Annotated in this window: 21 protein-coding genes; 7 read left to right on the top strand and 14 right to left on the bottom strand. The window is 73.5% G+C overall.

Features of this window, described 5'->3' with window-relative positions:
• Positions 1–11: 11 nt before the first annotated feature.
• The 4 genes from ACFC0Z_RS15555 to ACFC0Z_RS15540 form a co-directional block, all read right to left on the bottom strand.
• A complete protein-coding gene (locus ACFC0Z_RS15555; RefSeq protein ID WP_376437393.1) occupies positions 12–734 on the bottom strand; it encodes a 3'-5' exonuclease in 723 nt (240 codons plus the stop codon).
• Between the two features lie 121 nt (positions 735–855).
• Positions 856–2,109, bottom strand: coding sequence for an SAV2148 family HEPN domain-containing protein (locus ACFC0Z_RS15550; protein WP_376437391.1), 1,254 nt, complete (start codon positions 2,107–2,109; stop codon positions 856–858).
• 96 nt (positions 2,110–2,205) lie between these two features.
• Positions 2,206–3,543, bottom strand: coding sequence for a copper amine oxidase (locus tag ACFC0Z_RS15545; RefSeq protein WP_376437389.1), 1,338 nt, complete (start codon positions 3,541–3,543; stop codon positions 2,206–2,208).
• 137 nt (positions 3,544–3,680) lie between these two features.
• Positions 3,681–4,547 (bottom strand): Tat pathway signal sequence domain protein, encoded by an 867-nt coding sequence (locus ACFC0Z_RS15540; protein WP_376437990.1) that lies wholly within the window; start codon positions 4,545–4,547, stop codon positions 3,681–3,683.
• Positions 4,548–4,737: 190 nt separating this feature from the next.
• On the opposite strand from ACFC0Z_RS15540, the gene glgX reads away from it, so the two are divergent.
• Positions 4,738–6,858, top strand: coding sequence for a glycogen debranching protein GlgX (glgX, locus tag ACFC0Z_RS15535; protein ID WP_376437386.1), 2,121 nt, complete (start codon positions 4,738–4,740; stop codon positions 6,856–6,858).
• Here the strand turns inward: glgX and ACFC0Z_RS15530 are convergent.
• The gene (locus tag ACFC0Z_RS15530) at positions 6,827–8,080 is read right to left on the bottom strand and encodes an MFS transporter (RefSeq protein ID WP_376437383.1); all 1,254 of its coding nucleotides are present in this window, start codon (positions 8,078–8,080) and stop codon (positions 6,827–6,829) included. The two genes, glgX and ACFC0Z_RS15530, sit on opposite strands and share 32 nt — an antisense overlap.
• An 81-nt stretch (positions 8,081–8,161) precedes the next feature.
• On the opposite strand from ACFC0Z_RS15530, the gene treY reads away from it, so the two are divergent.
• Positions 8,162–10,546 (top strand): malto-oligosyltrehalose synthase, encoded by a 2,385-nt coding sequence (treY, locus tag ACFC0Z_RS15525; protein ID WP_376437380.1) that lies wholly within the window; start codon positions 8,162–8,164, stop codon positions 10,544–10,546.
• 12 nt (positions 10,547–10,558) lie between these two features.
• Here treY and ACFC0Z_RS15520 read toward each other — a convergent pair whose 3' ends face one another.
• The 3 genes from ACFC0Z_RS15520 to ACFC0Z_RS15510 form a co-directional block, all read right to left on the bottom strand.
• Positions 10,559–12,745, bottom strand: coding sequence for an FG-GAP repeat domain-containing protein (locus ACFC0Z_RS15520; RefSeq protein WP_376437378.1), 2,187 nt, complete (start codon positions 12,743–12,745; stop codon positions 10,559–10,561).
• Between the two features lie 99 nt (positions 12,746–12,844).
• Entirely contained in the window at positions 12,845–13,837 is a 993-nt protein-coding gene (locus tag ACFC0Z_RS15515) for a cytochrome P450 (protein ID WP_376437375.1), read from the bottom strand.
• A gap of 252 nt (positions 13,838–14,089) precedes the next feature.
• Positions 14,090–14,638, bottom strand: a complete 549-nt coding sequence (locus ACFC0Z_RS15510; RefSeq protein WP_376437372.1) for an FHA domain-containing protein — start codon at positions 14,636–14,638, stop codon at positions 14,090–14,092.
• Between the two features lie 146 nt (positions 14,639–14,784).
• Between ACFC0Z_RS15510 and ACFC0Z_RS15505 the strand changes: the two genes are divergently transcribed.
• Positions 14,785–15,753: a GNAT family N-acetyltransferase gene (locus ACFC0Z_RS15505; protein WP_376437369.1), complete on the top strand. Its 969-nt coding sequence runs from the start codon at positions 14,785–14,787 to the stop codon at positions 15,751–15,753.
• 92 nt (positions 15,754–15,845) lie between these two features.
• Positions 15,846–17,597, top strand: coding sequence for a malto-oligosyltrehalose trehalohydrolase (gene treZ, locus ACFC0Z_RS15500; protein WP_376437988.1), 1,752 nt, complete (start codon positions 15,846–15,848; stop codon positions 17,595–17,597).
• Between the two features lie 90 nt (positions 17,598–17,687).
• On the opposite strand, the gene ACFC0Z_RS15495 is transcribed toward treZ, so the two are convergent.
• The 4 genes from ACFC0Z_RS15495 to ACFC0Z_RS15480 form a co-directional block, all read right to left on the bottom strand.
• Entirely contained in the window at positions 17,688–18,830 is a 1,143-nt protein-coding gene (locus ACFC0Z_RS15495; RefSeq protein WP_376437366.1) for an aminopeptidase P family protein, read from the bottom strand.
• 115 nt (positions 18,831–18,945) lie between these two features.
• The gene (locus ACFC0Z_RS15490) at positions 18,946–19,905 is read right to left on the bottom strand and encodes a hypothetical protein (protein ID WP_376437363.1); all 960 of its coding nucleotides are present in this window, start codon (positions 19,903–19,905) and stop codon (positions 18,946–18,948) included.
• Between the two features lie 73 nt (positions 19,906–19,978).
• Positions 19,979–20,860, bottom strand: coding sequence for a LysR family transcriptional regulator (locus tag ACFC0Z_RS15485; protein WP_376437360.1), 882 nt, complete (start codon positions 20,858–20,860; stop codon positions 19,979–19,981).
• Between the two features lie 12 nt (positions 20,861–20,872).
• Entirely contained in the window at positions 20,873–21,400 is a 528-nt protein-coding gene (locus ACFC0Z_RS15480) for a tetratricopeptide repeat protein (protein ID WP_376437357.1), read from the bottom strand.
• 96 nt (positions 21,401–21,496) lie between these two features.
• Here ACFC0Z_RS15480 and ACFC0Z_RS15475 point away from each other — a divergent pair, with 96 nt between their 5' ends.
• Entirely contained in the window at positions 21,497–22,231 is a 735-nt protein-coding gene (locus ACFC0Z_RS15475; protein WP_376437354.1) for a hypothetical protein, read from the top strand.
• Between the two features lie 3 nt (positions 22,232–22,234).
• Here the strand turns inward: ACFC0Z_RS15475 and ACFC0Z_RS15470 are convergent, their stop codons facing one another.
• Positions 22,235–22,750: a YcxB family protein gene (locus ACFC0Z_RS15470; protein ID WP_376437352.1), complete on the bottom strand. Its 516-nt coding sequence runs from the start codon at positions 22,748–22,750 to the stop codon at positions 22,235–22,237.
• A 35-nt stretch (positions 22,751–22,785) separates the two neighbouring features.
• Positions 22,786–23,412: a nucleoside/nucleotide kinase family protein gene (locus tag ACFC0Z_RS15465; protein ID WP_376437349.1), complete on the bottom strand. Its 627-nt coding sequence runs from the start codon at positions 23,410–23,412 to the stop codon at positions 22,786–22,788.
• Between the two features lie 67 nt (positions 23,413–23,479).
• Between ACFC0Z_RS15465 and ACFC0Z_RS15460 the strand changes: the two genes are divergently transcribed.
• On the top strand, positions 23,480–23,887 hold the full coding sequence (locus ACFC0Z_RS15460; RefSeq protein ID WP_376437347.1) for a VOC family protein: 408 nt from the start codon (positions 23,480–23,482) through the stop codon (positions 23,885–23,887).
• A gap of 139 nt (positions 23,888–24,026) precedes the next feature.
• Positions 24,027–24,470, top strand: coding sequence for a DUF2690 domain-containing protein (locus tag ACFC0Z_RS15455; protein WP_376437344.1), 444 nt, complete (start codon positions 24,027–24,029; stop codon positions 24,468–24,470).
• Positions 24,471–24,499 lie beyond the last annotated feature (29 nt).

Here is a 24,499-nt window from a genome sequence, read left to right as displayed (position 1 = left end):
TCCGGGAGGCCTCAGGCGGTCGCGACCGCCGGACGCAGGGGCCAGGTGGACTCGATCACCGCGTCCGCCTCGCCCTTGCGCCGCAGGAAGGCCTGGAAGTCCTCGGCCCACACGCGGTACCAGCCGATCTGCCGCTCGTGCAGCTCGGCCGGGTCGAGCTCGGCCACCTGCCGGTGGCGCTCGGCTATCGCGACGGCGACCCGGACGGCGGCGAGCGCGTCGGCCGCCGCCTGGTGGGCGGCTTCGAGCACGACCCCGTACTCCCCGCAGACCGCTTCGAGGGTCCGCTTGCCCCGCCGGTAGCGGTCGACGGCCCGGTCGATCGTGTACGGGTCGACGACCGGCCCGATCTCGACGCCTCCCAGCCGCTCGCTCAGCGAGGGCAGTCCGTGGCGGCGCAGCTCGGCGGAGAGGAGCGTGAGGTCGAAGGAGGCGTTGTACGCCACGACCGGGACGCCGTTCTCCCAGTACGCGGCGAGGACCTCGGCGATCTCCTCGGCGACCTCCCGCACCGGGCGCCCCTCGGCCGCCGCGCGCTCCGTGGTGATGCCGTGGATCGCGGAGGCCTGCTCCGGGATGTGGATGCCCGGGTCGGCGAGCCAGTCCCGCCGCCGTACGATCTCTCCCCCGCCGTCGACCTCGATGACGGAGGCCGTGACGATACGGGCCTCCAGCGGGTCGGTGCCGGTCGTCTCCAGATCGAAGCCGACCAGCGTGTCGCCGTGCCAAGCCATCGGGTCCTCCTTACGTGATCTCCCCCGTGGTGCTGACCACCCTCGCACGGGCCACTGACAACGCCCTCGGGGAGGTGCCCGTCGCCGCCGGAGAACGCGCCGGGAACGAGTCAGGAACGCGTCAGGAAACGGGCCGGGAGTCGAGCCAGACCGACTCGAATTCCTCCCGGTATGTGGCGAAAAGTCCGTTCTCGCCCTGCCCTGCCCGCTGGTCGGGGCGCACCACGCTCCGCCCGCCGCCCCGCAGGACGAAGACCGGCGCCTCCATCCCCCGCGCCTTGCGCAGATAGGACTGCACGACGCCGACCCCGTCGGGCCCGTCGCCGTCCACGAGGTACGCGGTGAAGCGGGGCGTCTCGTCGAAGACGTGGATCTGGAAGGCGCCCGGGTCGCGCAGCTTCGAGCGGACCCGCCGCATGTGCAGGATGTTCATCTCGACCGAGCGGCTGAGCTCGCCCTTCTTGAGGCCGAGTTCCCGCTCGCGCCGCTTCACGGCGCTGCTGGCCGGGTTGAGGAAGAGCAGCCGGGTCCGGCAGCCGGACTCCGCGAGGTGGACCATGCGACGGCCGGAGAAGTTCTGCACGAGCAGGTTGAGACCTATGCCCGTGGCGTCGAGCCGGCGGGCCCCGCCGAAGAGGTCCTCGGCCGGCAGCTGCCGCTGGAGCCGCACCCGGTCGGGATGGACGGAGACCACGTCCGCGTACCGGTCGCCGACGAGGTCCTCGACCGCGTCCACCGGCAGCCGGTCGGCGGACGGCACCCCGGCGCCGCTGCCCAGGATCTCCAGGAGCCGCGCCGAGGCCCGCTCGGCCTGGGCGAGCACGGTGGGCGAGAGCGCCCGGTTGCGGGAGACCACGTTGCGCGTGACCTCCAGCTCGTCGAGGGCGAGCTCGACCTCGCGCCGGTCGTCGAAGTACGGCTCGAAGCAGGGCCAGTGCTGCACCATGAGCTCCCGCAGCTGCGGGAGCGTGAGGAAGCTCAGGGTGTTGTCGTCGGCCGGGTCGAGGAGGTAGCCCTTGCGCCGGGAGACCTCGCGGACGGCGACCGCCCGCTGGACCCACTCCTGGCCGGCGGGACCGGCCGCGGCCACGACCCACTCCTCGCCGTGCACCGGTTCGTACACGGGCCGCAGGACGGCCGCGACCACGGCCCGCAGGCGCTGCTCGACCAGGTTCAGCCAGATGTAGGCGCGCCCCGCGCGCTGGGCGCGGGTGCGCACCTCGCTCCAGGCCTCGGCGCCCCAGTCGAGCTCGGCGCCGATCTCCACGGGCCGCGCGACGGAGACCGTCCCGGGACGGGCCCCGGCGGGGTCGACCGGCGACCCCCCGTCGTGACCCTCGTCACCGGGGGGCAGCTCACGACCTCCCGAGCTCACCCGCGCACCGCCTTCTGCCCGCACCACTGTTCACAAAGATCAACGAAGGGTACTCCGCGAGCGCGGGCGGTGCAGCAGGATCGCTCGGCTCCTTGCTCAACTGCCCAGATCGGGCTGTCCGTTCTGGGAGGCGAGATCGGCCGGAGTGAGGGGATTCATAGCGGTTACGTCCCTGGGCGCGAGCTGGAAGCCCTGCCAGTGGACGGGCATCGGCTGCTGGTCCTCGTCCCGGGCGATGTGGTGGAACCCGATGTTGACCCAGACGGTCGGCTTGGTCAGGGTCTCGCCGTTGACCCATTTGTCCACGCTGTCACCGGCGTTGGCGGGGCAGCCGCCGATGTTGTTGCTCGCGTACTGCTCGCAGGCGCGCGCCTGGGTCACGTAGACGTCGTGCTTGGTGAAGCCGCGGCCCGCGTGGGTGTCGGTGTGGCCGGGCACGATCTCGTACGAGCGGGCGTGGCCGTCGGCGTTCTTGCCGGTGCCGCTGACCACCCGCCACCAGCGCATGTTCTTCGCGTCCCCGGCGAGTTCCTTGGTGACGGCGGTCCGCTTGGTCTTCACGGTCGGGCCGCCGCCGCGGGCCGGGGGCGGGGTGACGGTGGAGTCGTACTGCTCGATGCGGTCCTTGCCGCCGTCGAGCCCGAAGTCCAGCTTCCAGAAGACGTTGTGGGCGTGGCTGGTGGCGTAGGAGCGGGCGCCCTTGCCGATGGGCCAGCCGCGTCCGTCGGTGGCGTTGTAGTCGACGGGCGAAAGGCTGCCGGTGGCACCGACGTTGGCGCCGATGGTGCCGTCGGAGGCGAAGCGCCACTCGGAGATGTACTCGTACCAGCCGACCTTGTTCACGGTGTAGACGAGCAGGTCCTTGGCCTGGGCCTGGTAGACGCCGCGGCCGGTGTCGGCGGCCATGCGGTACGCGTGGCCGCGCGCCCTCGTCGTGGTGCACAGGCCCTTGACGTCGCCGACCTCGGGCACCTTGACGGTGGTGACGGTGCCGCCGGGACACTCGGTGGCCTTGAGGTTCTGGAGTCCCCAGCCGAACCCGGCGCCGGTGAGGTCGTCGTACTCGGCGTTGCCGTCGTCGTACGGGACGTGGATCTGGGCGAGCCGGGCGCTGGTGAGCACCTTGATCCGGGCGCCGCCGGGCGGCTGGTAGGTGACGCTGTCGAGGGTGAGCCCGGCGTCGGTGTTGTACCGCCAGCACATGTCCCAGACGGCGCCGCCGTCGAGGGTCTTCGTGACGCGGTACGCGGCGGAGCAGGCGGGCGGGCCGGGCTGCGGGGCCGCCGGAGCCGCCTGGGCGGCCCGCGGGACGGCGGGCAGGCGCGGCGCGGCGGTGGCGGGTCCGGCCGCGGCGGCGGTGGCGCCGAGCAGGCCGGCGGCGGACAGGGCGGCGAGGCCCCGGCGGCGGGTGCGCGTGGTGCGCTGGGTGGACATGGGAAACGTACCCCCTGGTACGGAGATGGTCCGCGCGACCTGGCAGGTCAGGCCGGGTCGCGTCATGGCAGGTCGGGCCGGGTCACGTCATGGCAGGTCAGGACGGGGCGCGGCCGGGCAGGACGGTGCGGCGGCGGTCAGCCGACGCGGGTGACGGTCCTCGCGGAGAGGTCGACGATGAGGTTCCGGGTGTCGATCCAGGCCCCGTTAAGGACCTTGGTGACGAGCCGGACGCAGCGGTGCTCGCCGCAGCGGGCGAGCGCGTCCGGGACCTTCGCCTCCCGGTAGGGGCGGTAGAGGTCGCCGTTGAACCACAGCTGGTCGGGGCCGGTCAGCGGCTTGCCCGTGGCGTCCTTGTAGTCCTCCTTGACGCCCTTGCCGAGCGGGCTCGCGAGGATGAGCTCCAGGGCCTCGCGCAGCTCCTCGGGGTGGGCGGAGGGCTGGACCCCGCGCACGGCCGTCGACTTCTCGACCTTCCCGGTGTCGAGGTTGACGGTCCGGGTGACGAGCTCGTCGCGCGCGTAGTCGTAGAAGCGGACCTCGGCCCGGCGCGCCGAGTCTCCGGGCCGCGGGTCGGAGAGCCCGGTGGCCAGGTGCTGCGGGCCCCGGCCCCCCTCGACGTTCTCCTGGGCGGCGGAGGCCGGCGGGGTCAGCGCCAGCGCCTCGGCCCGGGTGAGCTCGTCGCCGGTGAGCGGGTCGGAGCCGATCCCCTTCTTCCCCTCGACGGGCGCGGGGGCCATGGTGGCGGGCGGCGGGGCGGAGACGGCGGTCCCCGGTTCTGCCCCTCCCTGCCCGGCGGCGCCCTCGCCCTGGACGGTCTCGCCGGCGGCGGCGCCCCCGGCGGTCCCCCCGGTCGTTCCCGCGGCCGTTCCCCCGGCCGTCGTACCGGCGGCCCTCGCGCCGCTCCCGCTGCCGGGCCCGTTCAGCCCGTAGCCCCCGTTGGCCGCCCCCGCCGCACCCGGCAGGGTGATGGCGACCGCGACGGCGGTCCCCGTCACCGCCATGGCCGCTCCGGCCACCACCTTCCCCAGGTGGCGTCGCACTATTTCGTACACACTTCCCCCTCTATCCCCCGCTTGGTCGTGCGGTCACCCGGTAGGACGGGCCGAAGTCCTAGGAGGTTGCCCCTCTTTGAGGCAGGATCTGGCCGAAGAACACCCCACAAACCCGGACAGAAGAGGGAGAACACCACCCATGCAGGTCTGGCCGGGCCAGGCGTACCCCCTGGGCGCCACCTATGACGGAGCGGGCACCAACTTCGCGGTCTTCTCGGAGGCCGCCGACAGGATCGATCTCTGTCTCCTGAACGACGACGGCTCCGAGACCTCCGTCGAGCTGCGCGAGACGGACGCCTTCGTCCGGCACGCGTACCTGCCGGGCGTGATGCCGGGCCAGCGGTACGGGTTCCGGGTCCACGGCCCGTACGCCCCCGAGCGCGGGCTGCGCTGCAACGCGGCGAAGCTGCTCCTCGACCCGTACGCGCGGGCCGTGTCGGGGCGGGTGGAGTGGGGCGAGGCGGTGTACGGGTACCCCTTCGGGCGGCCCGACGCGCGCAACGACCTCGACTCGGCCCCGCACACGATGAGCTCGGTCGTGGTCAACCCGTACTTCGACTGGGGCGACGACCGGCGCCCCCGGACCGAGTACCACCACACCGTGATCTACGAGGCCCACGTGAAGGGCCTGACGATGCTCCATCCGGACCTCCCGGAGGAGCTGCGCGGCACGTACGCGGGGCTCGCGCACCCGGCGGTCATCGGGCACCTGAAGGAACTCGGCGTGACGGCGCTCGAACTGATGCCCATTCACCAGTTCGTCCACGACCACCGGCTCGCCGACTCGGGGCTCTCCAACTACTGGGGCTACAACACGATCGGCTTCTTCGCCCCGCACAACGCCTACGCGTCCTGGGGCGACCGGGGCCAGCAGGTCCTGGAGTTCAAGTCGGCGGTACGGGCGCTGCACCAGGCGGGCATCGAGGTCATCCTCGACGTGGTCTACAACCACACCGCCGAGGGCAACCACCTGGGCCCCACGCTCTCCTTCCGGGGCCTGGACAACCCCTCGTACTACCGGCTCGGGAACGACCGCCGGTACTACACGGACACGACGGGCACCGGGAACTCGCTGCTCATGCGCTCCCCGCACGTCCTCCAGCTGATCATGGACAGCCTGCGGTACTGGGTGACCGAGATGCACGTGGACGGCTTCCGCTTCGACCTCGCGGCCACCCTGGCCCGCCAGTTCCACGAGGTCGACCGGCTGTCCTCGTTCTTCGACCTCGTCCAGCAGGACCCGGTGGTGAGCCAGGTGAAGCTGATCGCCGAGCCCTGGGACGTCGGCGAGGGCGGCTACCAGGTGGGCAACTTCCCGCCCCTGTGGACCGAGTGGAACGGCAAGTACCGGGACTGCGTACGGGACTTGTGGCGCGGCGAGCCGCGCACGCTCGCCGAGTTCGCCTCCCGGCTCACCGGCTCCTCAGACCTCTACCAGGACGACGGCCGGCGCCCGCTCGCCTCGGTCAACTTCGTCACCTGCCACGACGGTTTCACCCTGCGCGACCTGGTCTCGTACAACGAGAAGCGCAACGAGGCCAACGGGGAGGGGAACCGGGACGGCGAGAGCTACAACCGGTCCTGGAACTGCGGGGTCGAGGGCGAGACGGAGGACGTCGGGATCACCGAGCTCCGCGCCCGCCAGATGCGCAACTTCCTGGCCACGCTGATGCTCTCGCAGGGCGTGCCGATGCTCAGCCACGGCGACGAGTTCGGCCGCACGCAGGGCGGCAACAACAACGCGTACTGCCAGGACAACGAGGTCTCCTGGGTCCGCTGGCCGAAGGAGAGCAGCGAGGCGGAGGCCACGCTGCTGCGGTTCACGCGGGAGATGGTCCGGCTGCGGCGGGAGCATCCCGTGTTCCGGCGCCGCCGCTTCTTCCACGGCCGCCCGGTGGAGGGCACGCACGACGAGCTCACCGACATCGCCTGGTTCACGCCCGAGGGCGAGGAGATGACCTCCCGCGACTGGCAGGCCGCGCACGCCCAGGCGCTGACCGTCTTCCTCAACGGCCACGCGATCTCCGAGCCGGGCACGCAGGGCGAGCGGATCGCCGACGACTCCTTCCTCCTGATGTTCAACGCCTCTTCGCGGGAACTGGAGTTCGTCGTCCCCGACAGCCACGGGCCGCTCTGGCACATGGTGGTGGACACCTCCGACCCGGAGGGCATGCCGCCGAGGGAGGGGCCCGAGCTGACGGGCGGCGAGCGGGTGGCGCTCGCCCCGCTCAGCCTGACCGTCCTGCGGAGGCCGGCCTGAGCTCCCGGGCGCCGTCGGGCGGCGCACCCGTCGCCCGGACCGTCCACGAGAGCGCCGCGCAGGCCACGGCCGCCCCCACCGCCACCGCGAAGGCGGCGGGGGCGCCGTGGCTCTCGGCGAGCCGCCCCGACACGGCGAGCGCGAGGGCCTGACCGGCGACGATCCCGCTCGTCAGGAAGGCCATCGACTCGGCGAGCCGGGAGGCGGGGACGGACCGCTCGGTGAGGCCGAAGACCGTGATCAGGTGCGGGGCGTAGGCGGCGCCGAGGACGACCACGACCGCGTACAGCGCGCCGAGCGAGCCGACGAAGGGCAGCGGGAGCGAGAGGACGACGAGTCCGGCGGTCGCGACGCGCCATCGGGTGGCGAGGCCGATCCGGTCGGGCAGGGCGGCCAGGGAGAGGCCGACGGCGGCGCTCATCACGCCCATCGCCGCGTAGACGAGCCCCGCCTGCGCGGGCGCGCCGAGCTCCTCGGTGAGCGCCGTGATCCCGGCCTGCGAGGCGCCGAACATGGCCCCCTGGAGGACCATCGTCCCGCGCAGGGCGTACGCGGAGCGGGGCAGCCGTCCCCGGTCGGCCGCGTCCTTCCGGGTGGACGCGGGGGCCGTCGCGCCGGCCGTGGGGTGGAGGGCGAAGGCGGTGCCGCAGACCACGAGGAGGGCGGCGGCGGAGAGGAGCGCGGCGGCCGGGTGGGCCAGGGCGGCCGCGAGACCGACGAGGGCGGGGCCGAGGACGAAGGAGACCTCGTCGAGGGTGCCCTCGAAGGAGAGGACGGCGGCGACGAGACGGTCCTCGCCGCCCTCGCGGGAACGGCGGACGAGGGCGACCGACCGGGTCCGGGCGAGAGGACCTATCTGGGGGACGGTGGCCCCGGCGAGCGCGCCGAGCGCCATCAGGAGGCCGAGGTCCGCCCGGTCGAGCGCGGCGAGGACCAGGGCGGTCACGGCGACCGCGTTGGCGAGGGACGCGACGAGGACGACCCCGCGCTGACCGCGCCGGTCGGCGAGCCGGCCGATGACCGGGCCCGCGACGGTCTGCCCGGCGGCGAGCGCTCCGCCCGCGAGCCCGGCGGCCGCGAGCGAGCCGCTCGTCTCGGCGACGAGGAGCAGGCTGCCGAGCTGGCACATGGCGGTCGGGAGGCGGCCGAGGAAGGAGACGAGGGGCAGGACGGGCCCGAGGACGGTGAGGGTGTCGCGGTAGGTACGGAGCAGGCGGGGCATCGCGCGACCGTAACGCGATGCACACGAACGGGTGCATGGGGCGATGACACAGAAGGGCTCCGGCCGGGTACGTACGTTCGCATGACGCCCACGCCGCCCGGTCCGCCCGTCGCGACCACCACGCTCGTCACACCCACCCTTCCCGTCACACCCACCCCTCCCGTCATCCCCACCCCGCCCCTCGCCACGTACCGCCTCCAGCTCCAGCCCGCCTTCCCCTTCGCCGCCGCCGAGCGGGCCGTGCCGTACCTCGCCGGGCTCGGCGTCTCCCACCTCCACCTCTCCCCCGTCCTCACCGCGATGCCCGGCTCGACCCACGGGTACGACGTGACCGACCACCGTTCCGTACGGGCCGAACTCGGCGGCGAGGAGGGACTGCGGGCGCTCGCGGCGACCGCGCGGGCGCACGGTCTCGGCCTAGTCCTCGACCTGGTCCCCAACCACATGGCGGCCTCGCCGCAGCACAACCACGCGCTGCGGGCCGTCCTGCGGGACGGACCGTCGTCGCCGTACGCGCGCTGGTTCGACATCGACTGGCGGGCGGGAGACGGGCGGGTGCTGCTGCCGGTGCTGCCGGGCCGGCTGCCGGAGGTGCGGGACCGACTGCGGCTCGAGGGCGGGGTGTTGCGCCTGGACGGACAGGAATTCCCGCTGCGCCCCGGCACGGAGGGCCTGCCCCTGGACGAGCTGCTGGACTCCCAGTGGTACCGCCTGGCCTGGTGGCGCCTCGCGAGGACCGAGCTCAACTACCGCCGCTTCTTCACCATTTCCGATCTCATCGGGGTGCGGGTGGAGGACCCGGAGGTCTTCGCGGCGACCCACGAGAAGGTGGTCGAGCTGGTGCGGGACGGGGTGGTGGAGGGCCTGCGGATCGACCACCCGGACGGACTGGTGGACCCCGAGGGCTACTTGGAGCTTCTCGCGGAGGCGACGGGCGGCCGGTGCTGGACGGTGGTGGAGAAGATCCTGACCGGATCGGAGACGCTGCCGACCTCCTGGCCCGTGGCGGGGACGACGGGGTACGACGCTCTGCGGCACGTGGACGGAGTCTTCACGGACGAGGAAGGCGCGCACGAACTGATGTGCGTCTACCGCGAGTTCACGGGTGCGGCACCCGAAGGGGGCGGCACCTGGGAGGTGACCGCGCACCGGGCGGCACGCGAGGTGGTGCACCACGACCTGGCGGCGGAGACCGCGACGCTGACCCGGATCGCGGAACGGATCTGCGCGGCCGACCCGGCCCTCCGGGACCACGCCCCCTGGGCGCTGCGCACGGCGATCCGCGAACTCCTGGTACGGGTCCCGGTCTACCGGACGTACCGGACGGGCGGGGAGCGCGTACTGACGGAAGCGGCGGCGTGGAACGCGAGGACGGCGTTCAAGCTGGAGGAGGAGGCGGAGGCGGTCGACACGGTACGGGGCCTGGCCCTGGGCCTCCTGGGCTCGGGCCCGGACCACGACGCCTTCCGCGCCCGCTTCGCCCAGACCTCCTCCGCCCTGCGGGCGAAGTCGGTGGAGGACACGGCCTTCTACCGCTACACCCCCCTGCTCTCCGCGAACGAGGTGGGCGGGGACGCGGGCCGTCCGGCGGTGTCGGCGGAGGAGTTCCACGCGTACTGCTCACGGATCGCGAGGGACTGGCCGGCCACCGGCACGGTGCTGTCGACCCACGACACCAAGCGGAGCGCGGACGTGCGGGCGGCGATCGCGGTCCTGTCCCAGTGCCCGGAGGTGTGGGCGGCGGCCATGAAGGGGGTGGCGGGGGTCCCCGCCCCCGACCCCCACCTGTCCTGGACGGCCTGGCAGACGGCCTTCGGCCTGGGCGTGCCGGACGGGGAGCGACTGGGCCCGGCGGTCCTCAAGGCGGTCCGGGAGGCGGGCCTCAGGACGAGCTGGACCGAACAGGACGCGGAGTACGAGCGGGCGGTGGCGGCCTTCACGGCGGCCGGCCCGGCGAAGGTCCCGCTCCGGGACCTGCTGCACCCCCTGGAACCCCACATCCGGGCCCACGCGCTCGGCGCCCTGCTGACCCAGCTCACCATGCCGGGGGTGCCGGAGCTGTACCAGAACACGGAGCGGGAGTACCGGGCGCTGGTGGACCCGGACAACCGGGCGCCGTTCGCGGAGGGCCCGGCGGACGAGCGCACGGCGCTGATCCGCACGGCCCTCCGCCTCCGGCGCACCCTGCCCCCCGCCGCCACCTACACCCCGCTCGGGGCGACGGGCCCGGCGGCCGCGCACTGCCTGTCCTTCACCCGCGCGGACCGCCTGCTCACGGCGGTGACCCGCCTGCCGCTCCGCCTCGCGGAGGCGGGCGGCTGGCAGGACACGGAGCTGGTCCTGCCGGCGGGCCGCTGGGTCGACGCGCTGGACGGCGAGCGCGAGTTCCACGGCGGCCCGCGGACCCCGGTCCGCCTGGCCGGACTCTTCGGACCGGGGCCGGTGGCCCTGCTGGCCCGCGGATAGCCGTCGCTCGGGTCAGAACACGCGGTCGGAGTTCAGCGCGTTCTTCACCCACAGCTCCTCGCCGCCCCGGAAGGGCGCCTTCCAGTCGCCCGTGCCCCGGAACAGCTTCGAGGTCTCGTACGGCTTGCCGACGGCGACCAGGTCGGGGCGCCCGTCCCGGTCGACGTCACCGGCGCCGACGAGGGTGGCGTACGTGTTCCAGCCGCGTCCGATCTGGGTGCGGGTCGCGAAGGTGCCGTCGCCCTTTCCGAGGTGGAGCCAGAGCACGCCGGCCTTGTCGCGGGCCACGACGTCGCCGGCGGGCCCGCCGGCGATGTTCCCGACGGCGATGACGTCGTTGTAGCCGTTCCAGCCCGAGCCGACCTTCCTACGCGTGGCGAAGGGGGTCGCGGCGACGCCGGTGCCGCGGTGCAGCCAGGCGCCGCCGGTCTTGTCGGTGGCCAGGAGGTCGGGGCGGCCGTCGCCGGTGAGGTCGCTGCCGGCGGCGATGGTCACGTACGACTGCCAGCCGCTGCCGACCCTGATGCGGGGAGCGAAACCGCCGTTGCCGTTGCCCTGGTAGAGCCACAGAGCGCCGGACGGCTCACGGGCGACGACGTCGCCCGCCGAGGAACCCCCGAGGTTCCCGGCGGCCTCGAAACGGTCGTACGCGGTCCAGCCGGACCCGATCTGCGCCCGGGCCTCGCCCAGGTCGCTGTACGACCCCACCGGCCGCCAGTTCAGGTCGTCACGCCACACGCGACCGGCGGAGTCCCGGGTGAGCAGGTCGGGGGTCCCGTTGTCGGTGAAGTCGTGCGGCTGGACCTTCCGGACGGCCTTGAAGGCGCCGTTGAGAACGGCGGCGGGCCCGATGCCGTTGTCCGGACGGACGGTCAGGCGCCAGGTGTAGTCGCCGTTCCGGGGCGCCGCCGACGCGGGGGACGGCCAGGAGAACCAGACGTCCGTCCCGTTGGGGACGTTGTCGAGGGTCGTGGTCTTCCCGGTCCGCACGTGACGGAGGGAGAGCGTCGCATCGTTGTTCGGGCGCGAGAGGGTCCAGCGGAAGGAGGTGGTGCGGTTCTTGTCGAGGTCGAGCACGGCGGGAGGGACGGTGACGGTCCTGGCGACGATCTCCGTGGGCTGCCCGGTCGTCGCGACCTTCTCGACCAGGGGCTTCGCGCCCCCGGTGTCGGTGACCCGGTACAGTCCCTCACCGCGCCCGACGATGCCGCCGCGCACGTACAGACGGCCGTCGGGGCCGGGGACCACCTGGTAGGCGTGGTCGAACAGCCGCTCCGTCGCCTTGGTGACGAAGTTGTGGGCGGTCAGCGGGTAGTGGACGCTGGTCCGATGGCTGGCCATGCCACGGGCCTGCCCGTACATGACCCAGTTCCCGGCGATGCCGACGTGGAAGGAGCCGAAGGAACCTTCCTTGACCACCGGGAGTTCGCGGACGACGCCGGACCGGTTCGCGGCGAAGACCCGCGGATACGCTTCCCGCTCGCCCACGACCCACGCGCTGTACGCCGAAGAGGCAGTCCTGTCCCCGAGCTCGGCCGGGCGGACACCGGTGACGGCACCCGTGGAGACGTCGAGCAGACCCCACTTCTGCGAGCCGCCCTGGTAGAAGGAGATCTCGGCGTGGTCCGGACCGGCCTGCTCGATCTCGACACCGACGGCAGCTGACGGCAGCCCCGCGACGACGATCCCCTCGGCCTGGGCCCGCGTGTGCTTGCGGAGGACCGTGCCCGTGGCGGTGGTGACCGTGGTGTAGACGGCGTCGCCCGCCGATCCGACGTACCGGGGAGCGTCCGCCGCCTCGCCGAGGGGGACGACGAGCTCGGCGTCCGTGCCCAGCTCCCGCTGCACGACCTTCTCCGGCTCCCACTCGACCAGGAAGTCACGGGTCCGCGTGGACCGCAGCTCGATCTCGAACCCGTACTCGTACACGCGCACTGGACCACCCGAGAACGGATGGAAGGCCCCCGTGCCGTCCTGATCATTACGCGTGAAGAATCCGGTCACCCCGACCCCGACCAGCTCGTCACCCTTGGGGTACGCGATCAGGTCCGCGTCGGCAGCGGTCGTGCCCGCCACGAGGGCCCCGTCCGCCGGCAGCGCGTACGAAGGGACCGCCAGGGCGCCTGCCCCGAGGGTGACGGCCAGCGCGACGGCGACGGCGGTGGTGAGCCGACGGGGGTGGACGAGGGACGGTGACACAGGTGATCCTCCCGGGGAAGGAGGCGCGGATGGCGCCTCGATCACCTGGTAAGACCCGCGAAGAACCGAAAGGTTGTACGAAGATCAGCCGCGAATGGATCAGCCGCCCGGGCGGACGATCAGGGTGCGGGGTGCCCGGGTGATCAGACCCGTCGGAGTCGGGCGGAAGCCCGGGGCCAGGGTGAGGCGGGGCATGGCCGTGAAGAGGGCGCGGAGGGAGTACTCCGCCTCCAGGCCCGCCAGGAGGACCGCCGGGCAGAAGCCCGTGCCGTAGGTGAGCTGGCCGCCGTCGTCGCGGAGCGGGTCGAAGCGGTCCGGGTCGCGGAAGCGTTCCGGGTCGCGGCCCGCCGAGCCGACCAGGAGGGCCACCGAGGCGCCCGCCGGGATGATTCCGCCGGAGACACGGACCTCCGCTCGCGTCCGGCGGACCATGATCTGGACCGGGGGGTCGCGGCGGAGCGACTCCGCCCAGGCCCTCGCCACCAGGCCCGTCGGCGCGTCCCTGAGGGCCGCCACCTGGTCCGGGTCCGACAGGACGTTGCCGAGGAAGGACGCCAGGGCCTTCTCGCGTACCGCGATCTGGCCGCCGCACTCCCCGGCGAGAGCGCCCGCCGCCCTGCCCCGGACCAGACGCATCATGTCCCGGTACGGGACTCCGACCGCCGCCGCCACCGTGCCCGCCGGCAGCCAGTGGCAGAAGTCCGCCACGAGGTCGGCCTGCGGGCGGTCGGCGATGCGGCGGGCCAGGACGTACGCCGTGCGTTCCGTGACGCGCCTCAACTCGCCCATGTCGACGTCCACGTGAGAACGCGAGCACGGCGGGTCGCCCGGCCGGTGCCCGTGGGTGAAGCGGTTGTCGGTGAGGGCGGAGGCCACGTCCGCGTACCGGCTGAGGACCCACGCGCGCAGCAGCGGGTCGTAGGTGAGGGGGAAGTCCTCCCGCAGCGTCCGGTGGATCGGGTGCGGGTCGCGGGTCGCGCCCGGGTCGAGAGGGCTGGGGGCGACCGTTCTCGCGCCGACGCCCGCCGCCGGCTCCTCGACCGTCCGTACCGTGCCCGGTACGTCCACCGGCGACACCGTCGCCGGGGCCATCGACGGGAGCCGTGACCACGGGTCGCCCTCTGGTCGGGGTTCCCCCCGCTGGTCCTGTATGCCTCGGTTCGGCACGTCGCTCATCGCGTCCCCAGTCGATCGTCGGCGGTCGGCGGTGTCTCGCTGGTGGCGGACCGGACGTCGTTGTCTCGGCGCGCGTCCTTCTCAGACCATCATCGGGGCCGTTCCGTCGCCTGTCTCGTTACGCCGAACGAGTGAGGCGACCGGCGAGGCGACCGGCGAGGCGCGCGTTCAGTCGTGCGACAGGCGGAACGACATCTGGCCGAAGCCCACCACGTCGCCCGGCCGCACCACGACCGCGCCCGTGACCCGTCGCCCGTTGACCGTCGTCCCGTTCGTCGAGCCGAGGTCCCGCAGCACCCACACCCCGTTCTGGAGCGACAGTTCGGCGTGCAGCCGGGACGTCGTCTCGTGGCTGAGCCGCAGGCCGTTCACCGGGTCGCGGCCGATCCGCAGCGGGTGCGGGCCCGGCATCGGCAGCAGCAGCTTCGGCAGCCGTTCGGCGTGCCAGGCCCGCCCGACGCGCGCCGTGAACGCCGACATCCGCTCGACCGCGCCGACGACCCGCTTGGTCCAGGTCCCCTCGGTCCGCAGGTCGGCGACGAGCAGGTCGAGCTCGTCGGGCCGCCGCGCCTGGAGCGCGCGCTCCATCCGGAAGAGGAAGGTGTCGTGCGAGAGACGGCCCTGCGCGGCGCCCTCCCTGAGCAGACCCAGCGCGCGGTCCCGCTCGGCGTCGGTCAGCCGAGGGGTGTTCGCCGGGAGCTCGAAGGGGGTCGTCACCTCGTGATTGTCGGACGGCCGGGCCCGCAGTGTCCAGAAGGGGTCCGGGCACCCGCTTCCGTCCGTCAATTCCCCGCCCTCTTTCCAAGATCGTTGGTACCGTCTGCCGGTCTTCCCCTCCCTTCTTCCTCTGGAGCACCTCTCTCTTGACTCTGTCTCACGTCGTCGTCCGTCCCCTCGCCGGTCCCGACGAGCTCGACCTCTTCCTCCGTCTCACCTACTCGCTCGACCACGAGCTCGCCGACGACCTCGCCACCGGCCGTCGTCTCCCCGCGTGGATGTGGATCGCCGTGGACGGCGAGACCGACCAGGTCCTCGGCCGCCTCTCCTGGTGGACCAACAAGGCCGGCGCCGAGCCTCTCGCCCTCGACTTCTTCGACCTCTCCCCGGACCTCTCCCCCGAGGACCGCGCCGCCCTCGGCCTCCGCCTCCTGGAGACCGCGACGGCGGCCGTCGTCCCCGCCGGTGCCCGGCGGCCCGAGTTCGGGCGGTTCATGCCGGCGGACTGGCGCGAGCGGCCCGAGGTCCGGTCCGTCCTGGAGTCGCTGTTCGGGGTCCTGGAGGCCTCCGGCGCCCGTCCGCTGGTCGAGCGGCTGCGGCTCGAATGGCGGCCCGGTACGGCCGTGCCGGAGGCGGACGCCCGGCTCGACTTCCGGCCCGTACGGGACCGCGAGGACCTGGTGGCGCTCATGACGCCGGTCATGGAGGGCACCCTCGACGCGCACGGTCGGGCCGACCTCGCGTCCGGGCTCTCGGCCCGCGAGGCGGCGGAGCTGCACTACGACGAGGAGCTCGCGCACTACACCTCTCCCCAGGAGTGGTGGCGGGTCGCGCAGCTGCCGGGGAGCGGCGAGCCGGTCGGCTTCGTCGTGCCCGCGCGGAACAACTACCACCACACGATCGCCTACATCGGCGTCCTCCCCGCCCACCGCGGCCAGGGCTACGTCGACGGCATCCTCGCCGAGGGGACGCGGATCCTCGCCGCCGCCGACGTGCCCCGGATCCGGGCCGCGACGGACCTCGGGAACGTGCCGATGGCGGCCGCCTTCGCCCGGTCGGGTTACGTCACCTTCGAGCGGGCGATCAATTACGTGTGGGACGCGCCGGGGGCCTGACGAGAACCCGCCGACGGCACGCCGGGCGCGTCCCCGGCCTCGCTGCCAGGATGAGTGAGGCAGTCGTCCTCGTCGTCTACGGAGGGAATCCCTTGCTCTTCGAGGTGTGGGCGCCGAGCGCCCGTGACCAGGTGACGCTGGAGCTGAACGGCACGGCCCACCCTCTGGACAGGGACGCCGAGCGGGACGGCTGGTGGACGGGGGTCGTCCCGGCGGAGGACGGCGACCGGTACGGCTTCGCCCTCGACGGCGGGCCCGTGCTGCCGGACCCGCGCTCGCGCCGGCTGCCGGACGGTCCCGACGGGCTGAGCGCCGTCGTGGACCACGACGCCCACACCTGGCGGCACGAGTCGCCGCGCCTGCGGCTCCAGAAGGCCGTCCTGTACGAGCTCCACGTCGGCACCTTCACCCCCGAGGGGACGCTCGACGCGGCGGCGGCCCGCCTCGGCGAGCTCGCGGGCCTCGGCATCACCCATGTGGAGCTGATGCCGTTGTGCCCGTTCCCCGGGGTGCGGGGCTGGGGGTACGACGGGGTGGCACCGTGGGCGGTCCACGAGCCGTACGGCGGTCCCGAGGCCCTGAAGCGGTTGGTCGACGCGGCGCACGGGTTCGGGATGGGCGTCGTGCTCGACGTCGTCCACAACCACCTCGGGCCTTCCGGCAACCATCTGCCCTCCTTCGGGCCGTACTTCACCGACACGCACCACACCCCCTGGGGTGCCGCAGTGAACCTGGACGCCCCCGGTTCCGACGAGGTCCGGGCGTACTTCCTCGGGAGCGCGCTCGCCTGGCTGCGGGACTACCGGATCGACGGGTTGCGGCTCGACGCCGTGCACGCGCTCGCGGACACCCGGGCGTTCACATTCCTCGAAGAACTCTCGGCAGCCGTCGACGAGTTGGCGAAGGAGCAGGGGCGCCAGCACTTCCTGGTCGCCGAGTCCGACCTCGGCGACCCACGCACGACGACGCCCCGCACCCTCGGCGGGCTCGGCGTCCACGCGCAGTGGAACGACGATTTCCACCACTCGCTGCACACCGCCCTCACCGGTGAGTCCCAGGGCTATTACGGGGACTTCGCGCGCGCCCCGATCGCCGCGCTCGCCAAGACGCTCACGCACGTCTTCTTCCACGACGGCACGTACTCGACGTTCCGCCGCCGCCACCACGGCCGGCCCGTGGACCGGGAGCGCACCCCGGCCCACCGCTTCCTCGGGTACGCGCAGACCCACGACCAGATCGGCAACAGGGCCGTCGGCGACCGCCTTTCGGCCTCCCTCTCCCCCGGCCTCCTCGCCTGCGCGGCGGCGCTCGTCCTCACCGGGCCGTCGGTGCCGATGCTCTTCATGGGCGAGGAGTGGGGGGCGACGACGCCGTGGCAGTACTTCACCGACCACACGGACCCGGAGCTCGCGGAGGCCGTACGGCGGGGCAGGCGACGGGAGTTCGCCGAGCACGGCTGGGACGAGGAGGACGTTCCCGACCCGCAGGACCCCGCCACCCGCGACCGCTCGGTCCTCGACCGGGCGGAGCGCGAGCGGGACCCGCACAAGCGGCTCCTCGCCTGGCACCGGGAGCTGATCGCGCTGCGGCGCACGCTCCCCGACCTCACCGACCCCGATCTCGCGGGCGTGAAGGTCGCCTTCGACGAGGAGTCCCGCTGGCTGGTCTTCCGGCGCGGCGACCTGCGGATCGCGGTCAACCTGGGCAAGGAGCCGGTGGCGATCCCGCTGGGCTCCAACGGCCGCGACCGGGTCCTCGCCTCCTGGGACCCGGCCGAGGCCCCGGGCGCGGACGGGGTGCTCCGCGTGCCCGGGGAGTCGGCCGTGGTCCTGAGCGACGGCTGACCGCGTGGTCCTGCGCGACGGCTGACCGCGTGGTCCTGCGCGACGGCTGACCGCGTGGTCCTGCGCGACGGCTGACCTCGGGACGAGGGGCTACTCCACGATCGCCATCTCGTGCGGGGTGTTGTTGAAGCGGCGCCCCGCCCCGTCCTCCGTCGCCGTCACGATGTCCTCGATGCGGACGCCGAAGCGGCCCGGCAGGTAGACGCCCGGCTCGATGGAGAAGCACATGCCGGGGACGATCGGGAGCTCCTCGCCCTCGATCATGTACGGCGGCTCGTGCGTCGTGACGCCGATGCCGTGGCCCGTGCGGTGGATGAAGTACTCGCCGTACCCGGCGTCCGCGATGACCTTGCGGGCGGCGCGGTCGACGTCCTGGCAGGCGACCCCGGGCCGTACCGCCTCGAAGCCGGCCTGCTGGGCCTCCCGTACGAGGTCGTGGATCCGCCGCTCCTCCTCCGTGGGCTCGCCGACGTGGACGGTACGGGTGGTGTCGGAGCCGTAACCGTGCTTGAGGCCGCCGAAGTCGAGGACGACCATGTCGCCGTGCTCGATGGTCCGGTCCCCGGCCTCGTGGTGCGGGTTGGCGCCGTTGGGGCCCGAGCCGACGACGGTGAAGTCGACCTGGGAGTGGCCGAACTCCATGAGGAGCCGGGCGAGGTCGGCGGCGACCTCGGTCTCCTTGCGGCCGGCGAAGCGGACCTTGAGGATCTCGCCGTACGCCTGGTCGGCCGCCGCGCCCGCCGCCGCGATCCGGGCGAGCTCGTGGGCGTCCTTGACGCCGCGCAGCATCGGCAGGGCCTCGGTGAGGGAGACGTACGAGGTGCCGGGCAGGGCCTTCTGGAGGCCGATGAGGTGCATCGCCCAGGCGTTGTCGCTGATGCCGAAGCGCCCGTCGACGTCGAGGAGCGGCGCGGTCACCGCGTACGGGTCCTTGCCGTCGGTCCAGTCCCGCAGGGTGAGCGCGGCGGCGCCGACCGACCGCTCGACGTCGGGGGCCTCCAGGGTCGGGACGACGAGGACCGGGTCCTGTCCGGCGGCGAGGACGAGGAAGGTGAGGCGCTCGGTGATCGCGGTCGGCTGGTAGCCGGTGAGGTAGACGAGGTCGGGGCCCGGGGCGACGATCACGCCCGCGAGTCCGGCCTCGGCGGCGGAGTCGGCGGCGCGGGCCATCCGGGCCCGGTAGTCGTCCGTCGTGAAGGGCACGACCTCGTCGAGGGCGGGGGTGCGGGACATGGCGGCTTCTCCTCGGCGTCGGAGCACGGCGGTCTTGGCGTACTGCCAGCATCCTGCCCGGCGGCCTCCCCCGACGCGACCGCTCAGCGACCGCTCAGCGACCGCCGCCGACCGCTCAGCGGCGGTCCGGGCCCTGGGCGATGAGGCGCTCCAGGAGTTCCTGGAAGTCGTCCCCGACGACGATCCGCAGGTCGCCCCGCTCCTCGTCGTGCTCGCTGAGCTGGGTGAGCGTGCCGTTCCGCCACCAGAAGACGTACGGGCTGATGGCCCCCGGCGTGTCCTCGTACCCCGACGCGGCGAAGGAGGCCATCGCGCCGAGCGCCGGGATGATCGAGGTGTCCCTGATGGGGTGGAAGGCGATCTGGTGGCGGAAGGGCAGGGCGACGAGCGCGCCGTGCTCGCCGAGCGGCATGCCGGTGACGCGCCGGACGAGGCCGTCGAGGTCGAGGACGCGGCTCGCGGTGTAGAAGGAGTCGCCGACGACGACCTCGAAGCACATGCCGTCGGCGTCCCGGACGGTCTCGTGTTCCTCGACGGGCAGCCCGCGCAGGTTGCGCAGGGCCCGCTCGCGCAGGTGGGCGTGGCCGCCGAGCCGTTCGAGCGCCTCGTCGGTGAGCATCATGACGCTCTCGGGGAGGTCGAGCGCGAGGACCTCGTACAGGCCGGGGGCGACGGTCCGCGCGTACCCGAAGGCGCCCGCGTCGATGCCGTCGCCGCTGACGACACGGGGGTAGAGCTGGGCCCTGATCTGCTCGGGCGGCAGGGTCTCCAGGGCGGAGGGGCCCTCGGTGGCCCGGACGACGAGTTCGACGTGGCGGCGGATCAGGTCGGGCCAGACGCGCGGGCCCCTGCGGTCCTGGTGGCAGACGGCGGCGAGGTTGCCGAGGCCGAACCTGCGCTTCCTGTCGTCCACGACGTGGTCGGCGTAGACGGTGACCTCGAGGCCGAGCTCGGCGAAGGTGGCACGGACCCTGCCCCGGAAGAGCGCGGCCTCGGCCTGGGAGAAGTACGCGAACTGGGGGTCCCTCGGTGCGTCCTCACCGTCCCGTCTGGGTCCTCGTCGCAGCCACCCCACGCCCGTCCGCCTTCCGTAGCCGTGGCCACAGCCGTAGCCGTGGCCGTTGCGGACAGGGTAGCGAGTAGGGGTGTCAGCTCTGGAGCCGTCGCGAGAACTCGGCCACGGGACCGGCGACTTCCTGGTGCGTTCCGGCCAGAAGCAGCAGTTCCGTGCGGTGGACGAGGCGGGGCGCGACCAGCGGGACGGCCGAGGCGCCCGGGACGCCGGTGGCGACGGGGAGCGGCAGGAGCGCGAGGCCGTGCCCGGCGGCGGCGAGCGCGGCGAGGGTGCGGGTGTCGGTCCCGTCGTACCGCAGGGCCGTACGGAAACCCCGTCCAGCAGGTCCGGCGTGGACGGCCCGCAGCTCGTCGAGGGGGACGCCGGCGGCGGGCGCGTCGAGCCAGCGGGCGTCGACGAGGTCGTCGAGGCGGAGCCCCGGGCGGCCGGCGAGCGGGTGGTTCGCGGGCAGGACGACGGCGAGCGCCTCCTCGGCGACGCCGGTCGCCGTGAGCGGGGCGACGTCGGGCAGCCGGAGCGGGTCGCTGGGCGCGGCGATCCCGTCGACGAGCCCCGCGTCGGCCTCGCCCGCCGCGACGGCGGCCGGTACGCGCGCGCGTGGCAGGGCGCGCAGGGTGACGCCGGTGGCGGGGAGGGCGGCGAGGGTACGGGGGTGGAGGGCGAGCGGGGAGGCGGCGACGCTCAGGGTCGCGCGGGGCGCGGCGGCGAACCGGCCCAGGTCGGCGCGGGCCGCGTCGATGCGGAGGAGCAGCGCCCCGGCGTGTTCGAGGAGCCGCCGTCCGGCGGGCGTGGGCGCGACGGGCCGCCGGGTGAGGAGCGGGAGCCCGAGGTCGGCCTCCAGGGCGGCGACGTGCTGGGAGACGGCGGACTGGGTGTAGCCGAGCTCGCGGGCCGCCTCGGAGAAGGAGGCGAGCCGGGCGACGGTGACGTACGTACGGAGGAGATGCGGGTCCATGAAGGGGTGGGGTCAGGAGCCGTCGGGGGCGGTGAGCAGGGCGCGCGCGTAGTACGCGAGGGAGCGGTTGTAGCGGGGCAGGAGGGGCGCGAGGGCGCCGAGGGCGAGGGAGGCGGCCTCGCGGTCGCGGCCGGTGTCGGCGAGCGCGAGGGCGAGGAAGGCGTCGACGGCGGCGGAGAGCGCGGTCTCGTCGGCGTCCAGCTCCTCGGCGGGGATCGCGCGCTCGGCGGTGAGGAGTTCGACACTGCGGTCGGGGCGGCCGAGGTTGCGCAGGCTGCTGGCGAGCTGGATGACGGCCCGGCGGCGGCGCAGTCCGGTCAGGCCGCGGTCCAGGGCGCGCTGGTAGAGGCGGACGGCCTCCTCGGGCTGCCCGGTGGAGTCGTGGGCGGCGCCCTGCTCGAAGAGGGCGGCGGCGTCGTCCTCGGGCCACTCGGCGGCGAGCTCGGCGATCCGGGCGCGGAAGTCGGCGGGTTCGTGCTCGTCGATGCGGGCCCAGAGGGCGGTGACGCGGAGTTCCCAGTCATGATCGTTCGTCGTCATGCGGTCACGATACCGAGGTCGGCATAAGAGTTCCTGATGGAGGGACCACAGATCATCGTTGGACGTGAACCAGGGGTGCGGACCAGCATGTTCGTCATGACGACGACACGCACCGCTCCCCGTATCGCCCTGGTCGGCGACCGCTCCCCGCACGTCCGCTCCCACGTCCGCATCCCGGTCCTCCTCGACGCCCTCGCCGAGCGCGACGGGCTCGCCCTCGACGCGTACTGGATCCCGACCGGCGACGCGGAGGTGCCGGGGGCCGTGAAGGGCTTCGACGCGGTGTGGGTGCTGCCGGGGAGCCCGTACGCGAGCGAGGCGGGGGTGCTCGCGGCGATCCGCACGGCCCGGGAGGACGGCGTCCCGCTCCTCGGCACCTGCGGCGGCTTCCAGCACATCCTGCTGGAGTACGCGCGGAACGTCTGCGGCCTCGACCGCGCGGCGCACGCCGAGAACGACCCGTCGGCGGCCGAGGAGGACCTGGTGATCGCGCCGCTCGCCTGCTCGCTCGTCGGGCACGAGGGGAAGGTCCGGCTTTCGCCGGGTTCGCTGGCCGAGGAGGCGTTCGGCGCGGAGCGCTCGACGGAGCGGTACCACTGCAATTTCGCCCCCGCAGTCCGTCACCTCGACACGTTCAGGACCCACGGCCTGCGCTTCACGGGCGAGGACGAGGAAGGCGCGGTCCGGGTCGTGGAACTCCCCTCGCACCCCTTCTTCCTGGCGACCCTCTTCCAGCCGGAGTTGTCGGGCGACGGCAGCGTCCCGCACCCGCTGATCCGCGCGCTGGCGACGGCGGCGACGGAGCACGCGGCGGCCGGCATGCGCCGCTGAAGTTCAGAGCCGGGGCAGCGCGCCGCCCACCAGGGCGCGTAGGCGGTCGGCTTCCTCCGGGGTGCGCAGGCCTCGCAGGGGCAGGATCTCGACGAGCAGGATGTTCGGGTCGCGGCTGAACAGGACGAGGTGGTCACGGGTCTCGCGGTAGCCGCGGAAGACGGACCAGCGCTGGAGGAGCGAGACGTGCGCGGTGTCGACCGTGATCCCCTCCCCGTGCACGGTCGCGCGGTACTCGCCCTGCCAGGACACCGTGCGCAGCGCGTGGTGGGCCTGGAGGCGGGGCATCGACCAGATGAAGCCCGCGCAGAAGACGGCGAGCACGACCGTCGCCGCCGAGGCGCGCGGCGCGGCAAGGGTCAGGACGGCGCCGAACGTGAAGAGGGCGACGAACGCCCACCGCACGAGGTGCAGCCGGCGCAGGCGCTCGCGCGCCAGGACGCCGGTGAGGACGTCGGCGCGGGTGGGCCGGTAGGCGAGGTGGACGGGCTCGACGACTTCCGTGATCTCCGTGGGCATGGACGGGGAGCCTAGACCTGGAGCGCGGTACGGCGTCAACTCATGGTGACGACGAGGTGCGCGCGGTCCCGGCCGCGCGTCACCAGGCGGGCGTTGGCCTCGTCGGATTCACGCACCCAGCGCTCGGCCCGGTCCCGGTCCTTGCCGAAGCGGACGTGCCGCTCCACGAGCCGGGGGACGCGGCGGCGGGCGTCGAGGTGCAGGTACCAGGCCTCGTCGAGGAGCGGCAGGACACCGGACCAGCCGTCGGCATCGTGGAGGAGGTAGTTGCCCTCGGTGACGACGAGCGGCACTTCGGCGGGGACGGGTATCGACCCGGCGACCGGCTCTTCGAGGGCCCGGTCGAACGCGGGGGCGTACACGGTCGTGCCCGGCACGGGGGTCCGCAGGCGGGCCAGGAGCGCCAGGTACCCGTCCGCGTCGAAGGTGTCCGGCGCGCCCTTCCTCCCCGCCCGGCCGAGCCGTTCCAGTTCGGCCTGCGCGAGGTGGAAGCCGTCCATGGGGACGAGGACGGCGAGCCCGCCGAGGCGGGCGACGAGCCGCGCGGCGAGCGTGGACTTCCCGGCTCCGGGCGCCCCGGCGAGCCCGAGGATGCGGCGGGGCCCCGAGCTGCCCAGCTCGCGCGCGCGTTCCGCGAGGGCCTCGAATTGTTGCGCGTCCATGTCGGGATTCTCGCACCGGACCGTTCCGGTTGACGCGGGTAGATTCCCCCGTATTACGTTGGGCCCCATGCCGTCCATCGCACTCGTCACCCTCGTCGTCCGTGATTACGACGAGGCCATCGCCTTCTACACCGACGCCCTCGGCTTCGACCTCGTCGAGGACACCGACCGGGGCGACGGCAGCCGTTGGGTCGTGGTGCGCCCGCGCGGCGCGGCCGGTGTCGGCGGCTACGGGAACTCCGGTCTCCTCCTGGCCCGCGCCAAGGGCCCCGAGCAGGCGGCCTCGGTCGGCAACCAGACGGGCGGCCGGGTCGGCTTCTTCCTCCACACCGAGGACTTCGCGGGCGACCACGCCCGGATGACGGCCGCCGGGGTGAAGTTCCTGGAGGAGCCCCGCCACGAGCTGTACGGCTCCGTCGCCGTCTTCGAGGACCTGTACGGGAACCGCTGGGACCTGCTCCAGCCGGCGGGCTGACTCCCGGGGCCCGGGAGGGCGGTCCGGGAGCGCACGCCCCCGGCGTCCGAATTCGCCCGTATGCACTCTTCTGGGCGCGCGGGTGCACGGCCGACTCTGGGATCGATCACCGCCATCGACCCCCGGAGGACCGACCGCCATGCCCGCACCCGGACGACGCCCGCACGCCCGCCCGTACGCCCCCCTCCTCGCGTCCCTCACCCTCCTCGCGACGCTCGGCGCCCTCTCCGTGCCATCGGCCGGCGCCGCCGAGGCGCAGTCCTGCCGCGCCGAGACGTGCAACGGACTCGACCCCCTGACCACGCACTGCGACATCGCGGCCCGGACCGTGAAGTTCGCACCGCTGCCCGGCGGCGGACGGCTCGAACTGCGCTGGAGCAACATGTGCCAGGCGAACTGGGCGCGGGTCAGCGGGGTCTATCCCGGAACCCCGATCATGGTCGAGAACACCGTCAACGACTGGCAGGGCGCCACCGCCGGTTCCTCCACCTACAGCCACACACCGATGGTGGACGGCACGCACAGCTCCCGCGCGGGAGCGGACTTCGGCCGCGACGGCGTCTACTGGACCCTCTGGGCCTGACCCGCGCCGCCCGAGAGTTCGCCACGAAC

It is taken from the genome of Streptomyces sp. NPDC056144 (assembly GCF_042264145.1).
Lineage (GTDB): Bacteria > Actinomycetota > Actinomycetes > Streptomycetales > Streptomycetaceae > Streptomyces.
This window is presented reverse-complemented; position numbering and strand designations above follow the sequence as displayed.

Bases quoted from the DNA above. Each gene is read 5' to 3' on its own strand.
- ACFC0Z_RS15555 (WP_376437393.1), bottom strand. From the start codon at position 734: ATGGCTTGGCACGGCGACACGCTGGTCGGCTTCGATCTGGAGACGACC.
- ACFC0Z_RS15545 (WP_376437389.1), bottom strand. From the start codon at position 3,543: ATGTCCACCCAGCGCACCACGCGCACCCGCCGCCGGGGCCTCGCCGCC.
- ACFC0Z_RS15540 (WP_376437990.1), bottom strand. From the start codon at position 4,547: ATGGCGGTGACGGGGACCGCCGTCGCGGTCGCCATCACCCTGCCGGGT.
- glgX (WP_376437386.1), top strand. From the start codon at position 4,738: ATGCAGGTCTGGCCGGGCCAGGCGTACCCCCTGGGCGCCACCTATGAC.
- ACFC0Z_RS15530 (WP_376437383.1), bottom strand. From the start codon at position 8,080: ATGCCCCGCCTGCTCCGTACCTACCGCGACACCCTCACCGTCCTCGGG.
- treY (WP_376437380.1), top strand. From the start codon at position 8,162: ATGACGCCCACGCCGCCCGGTCCGCCCGTCGCGACCACCACGCTCGTC.
- ACFC0Z_RS15515 (WP_376437375.1), bottom strand. From the start codon at position 13,837: ATGGCCCCGGCGACGGTGTCGCCGGTGGACGTACCGGGCACGGTACGG.
- ACFC0Z_RS15495 (WP_376437366.1), bottom strand. From the start codon at position 18,830: ATGTCCCGCACCCCCGCCCTCGACGAGGTCGTGCCCTTCACGACGGAC.
- ACFC0Z_RS15485 (WP_376437360.1), bottom strand. From the start codon at position 20,860: ATGGACCCGCATCTCCTCCGTACGTACGTCACCGTCGCCCGGCTCGCC.
- ACFC0Z_RS15480 (WP_376437357.1), bottom strand. From the start codon at position 21,400: ATGACGACGAACGATCATGACTGGGAACTCCGCGTCACCGCCCTCTGG.
- ACFC0Z_RS15475 (WP_376437354.1), top strand. From the start codon at position 21,497: ATGACGACGACACGCACCGCTCCCCGTATCGCCCTGGTCGGCGACCGC.
- ACFC0Z_RS15470 (WP_376437352.1), bottom strand. From the start codon at position 22,750: ATGCCCACGGAGATCACGGAAGTCGTCGAGCCCGTCCACCTCGCCTAC.
- ACFC0Z_RS15465 (WP_376437349.1), bottom strand. From the start codon at position 23,412: ATGGACGCGCAACAATTCGAGGCCCTCGCGGAACGCGCGCGCGAGCTG.
- ACFC0Z_RS15460 (WP_376437347.1), top strand. From the start codon at position 23,480: ATGCCGTCCATCGCACTCGTCACCCTCGTCGTCCGTGATTACGACGAG.
- ACFC0Z_RS15455 (WP_376437344.1), top strand. From the start codon at position 24,027: ATGCCCGCACCCGGACGACGCCCGCACGCCCGCCCGTACGCCCCCCTC.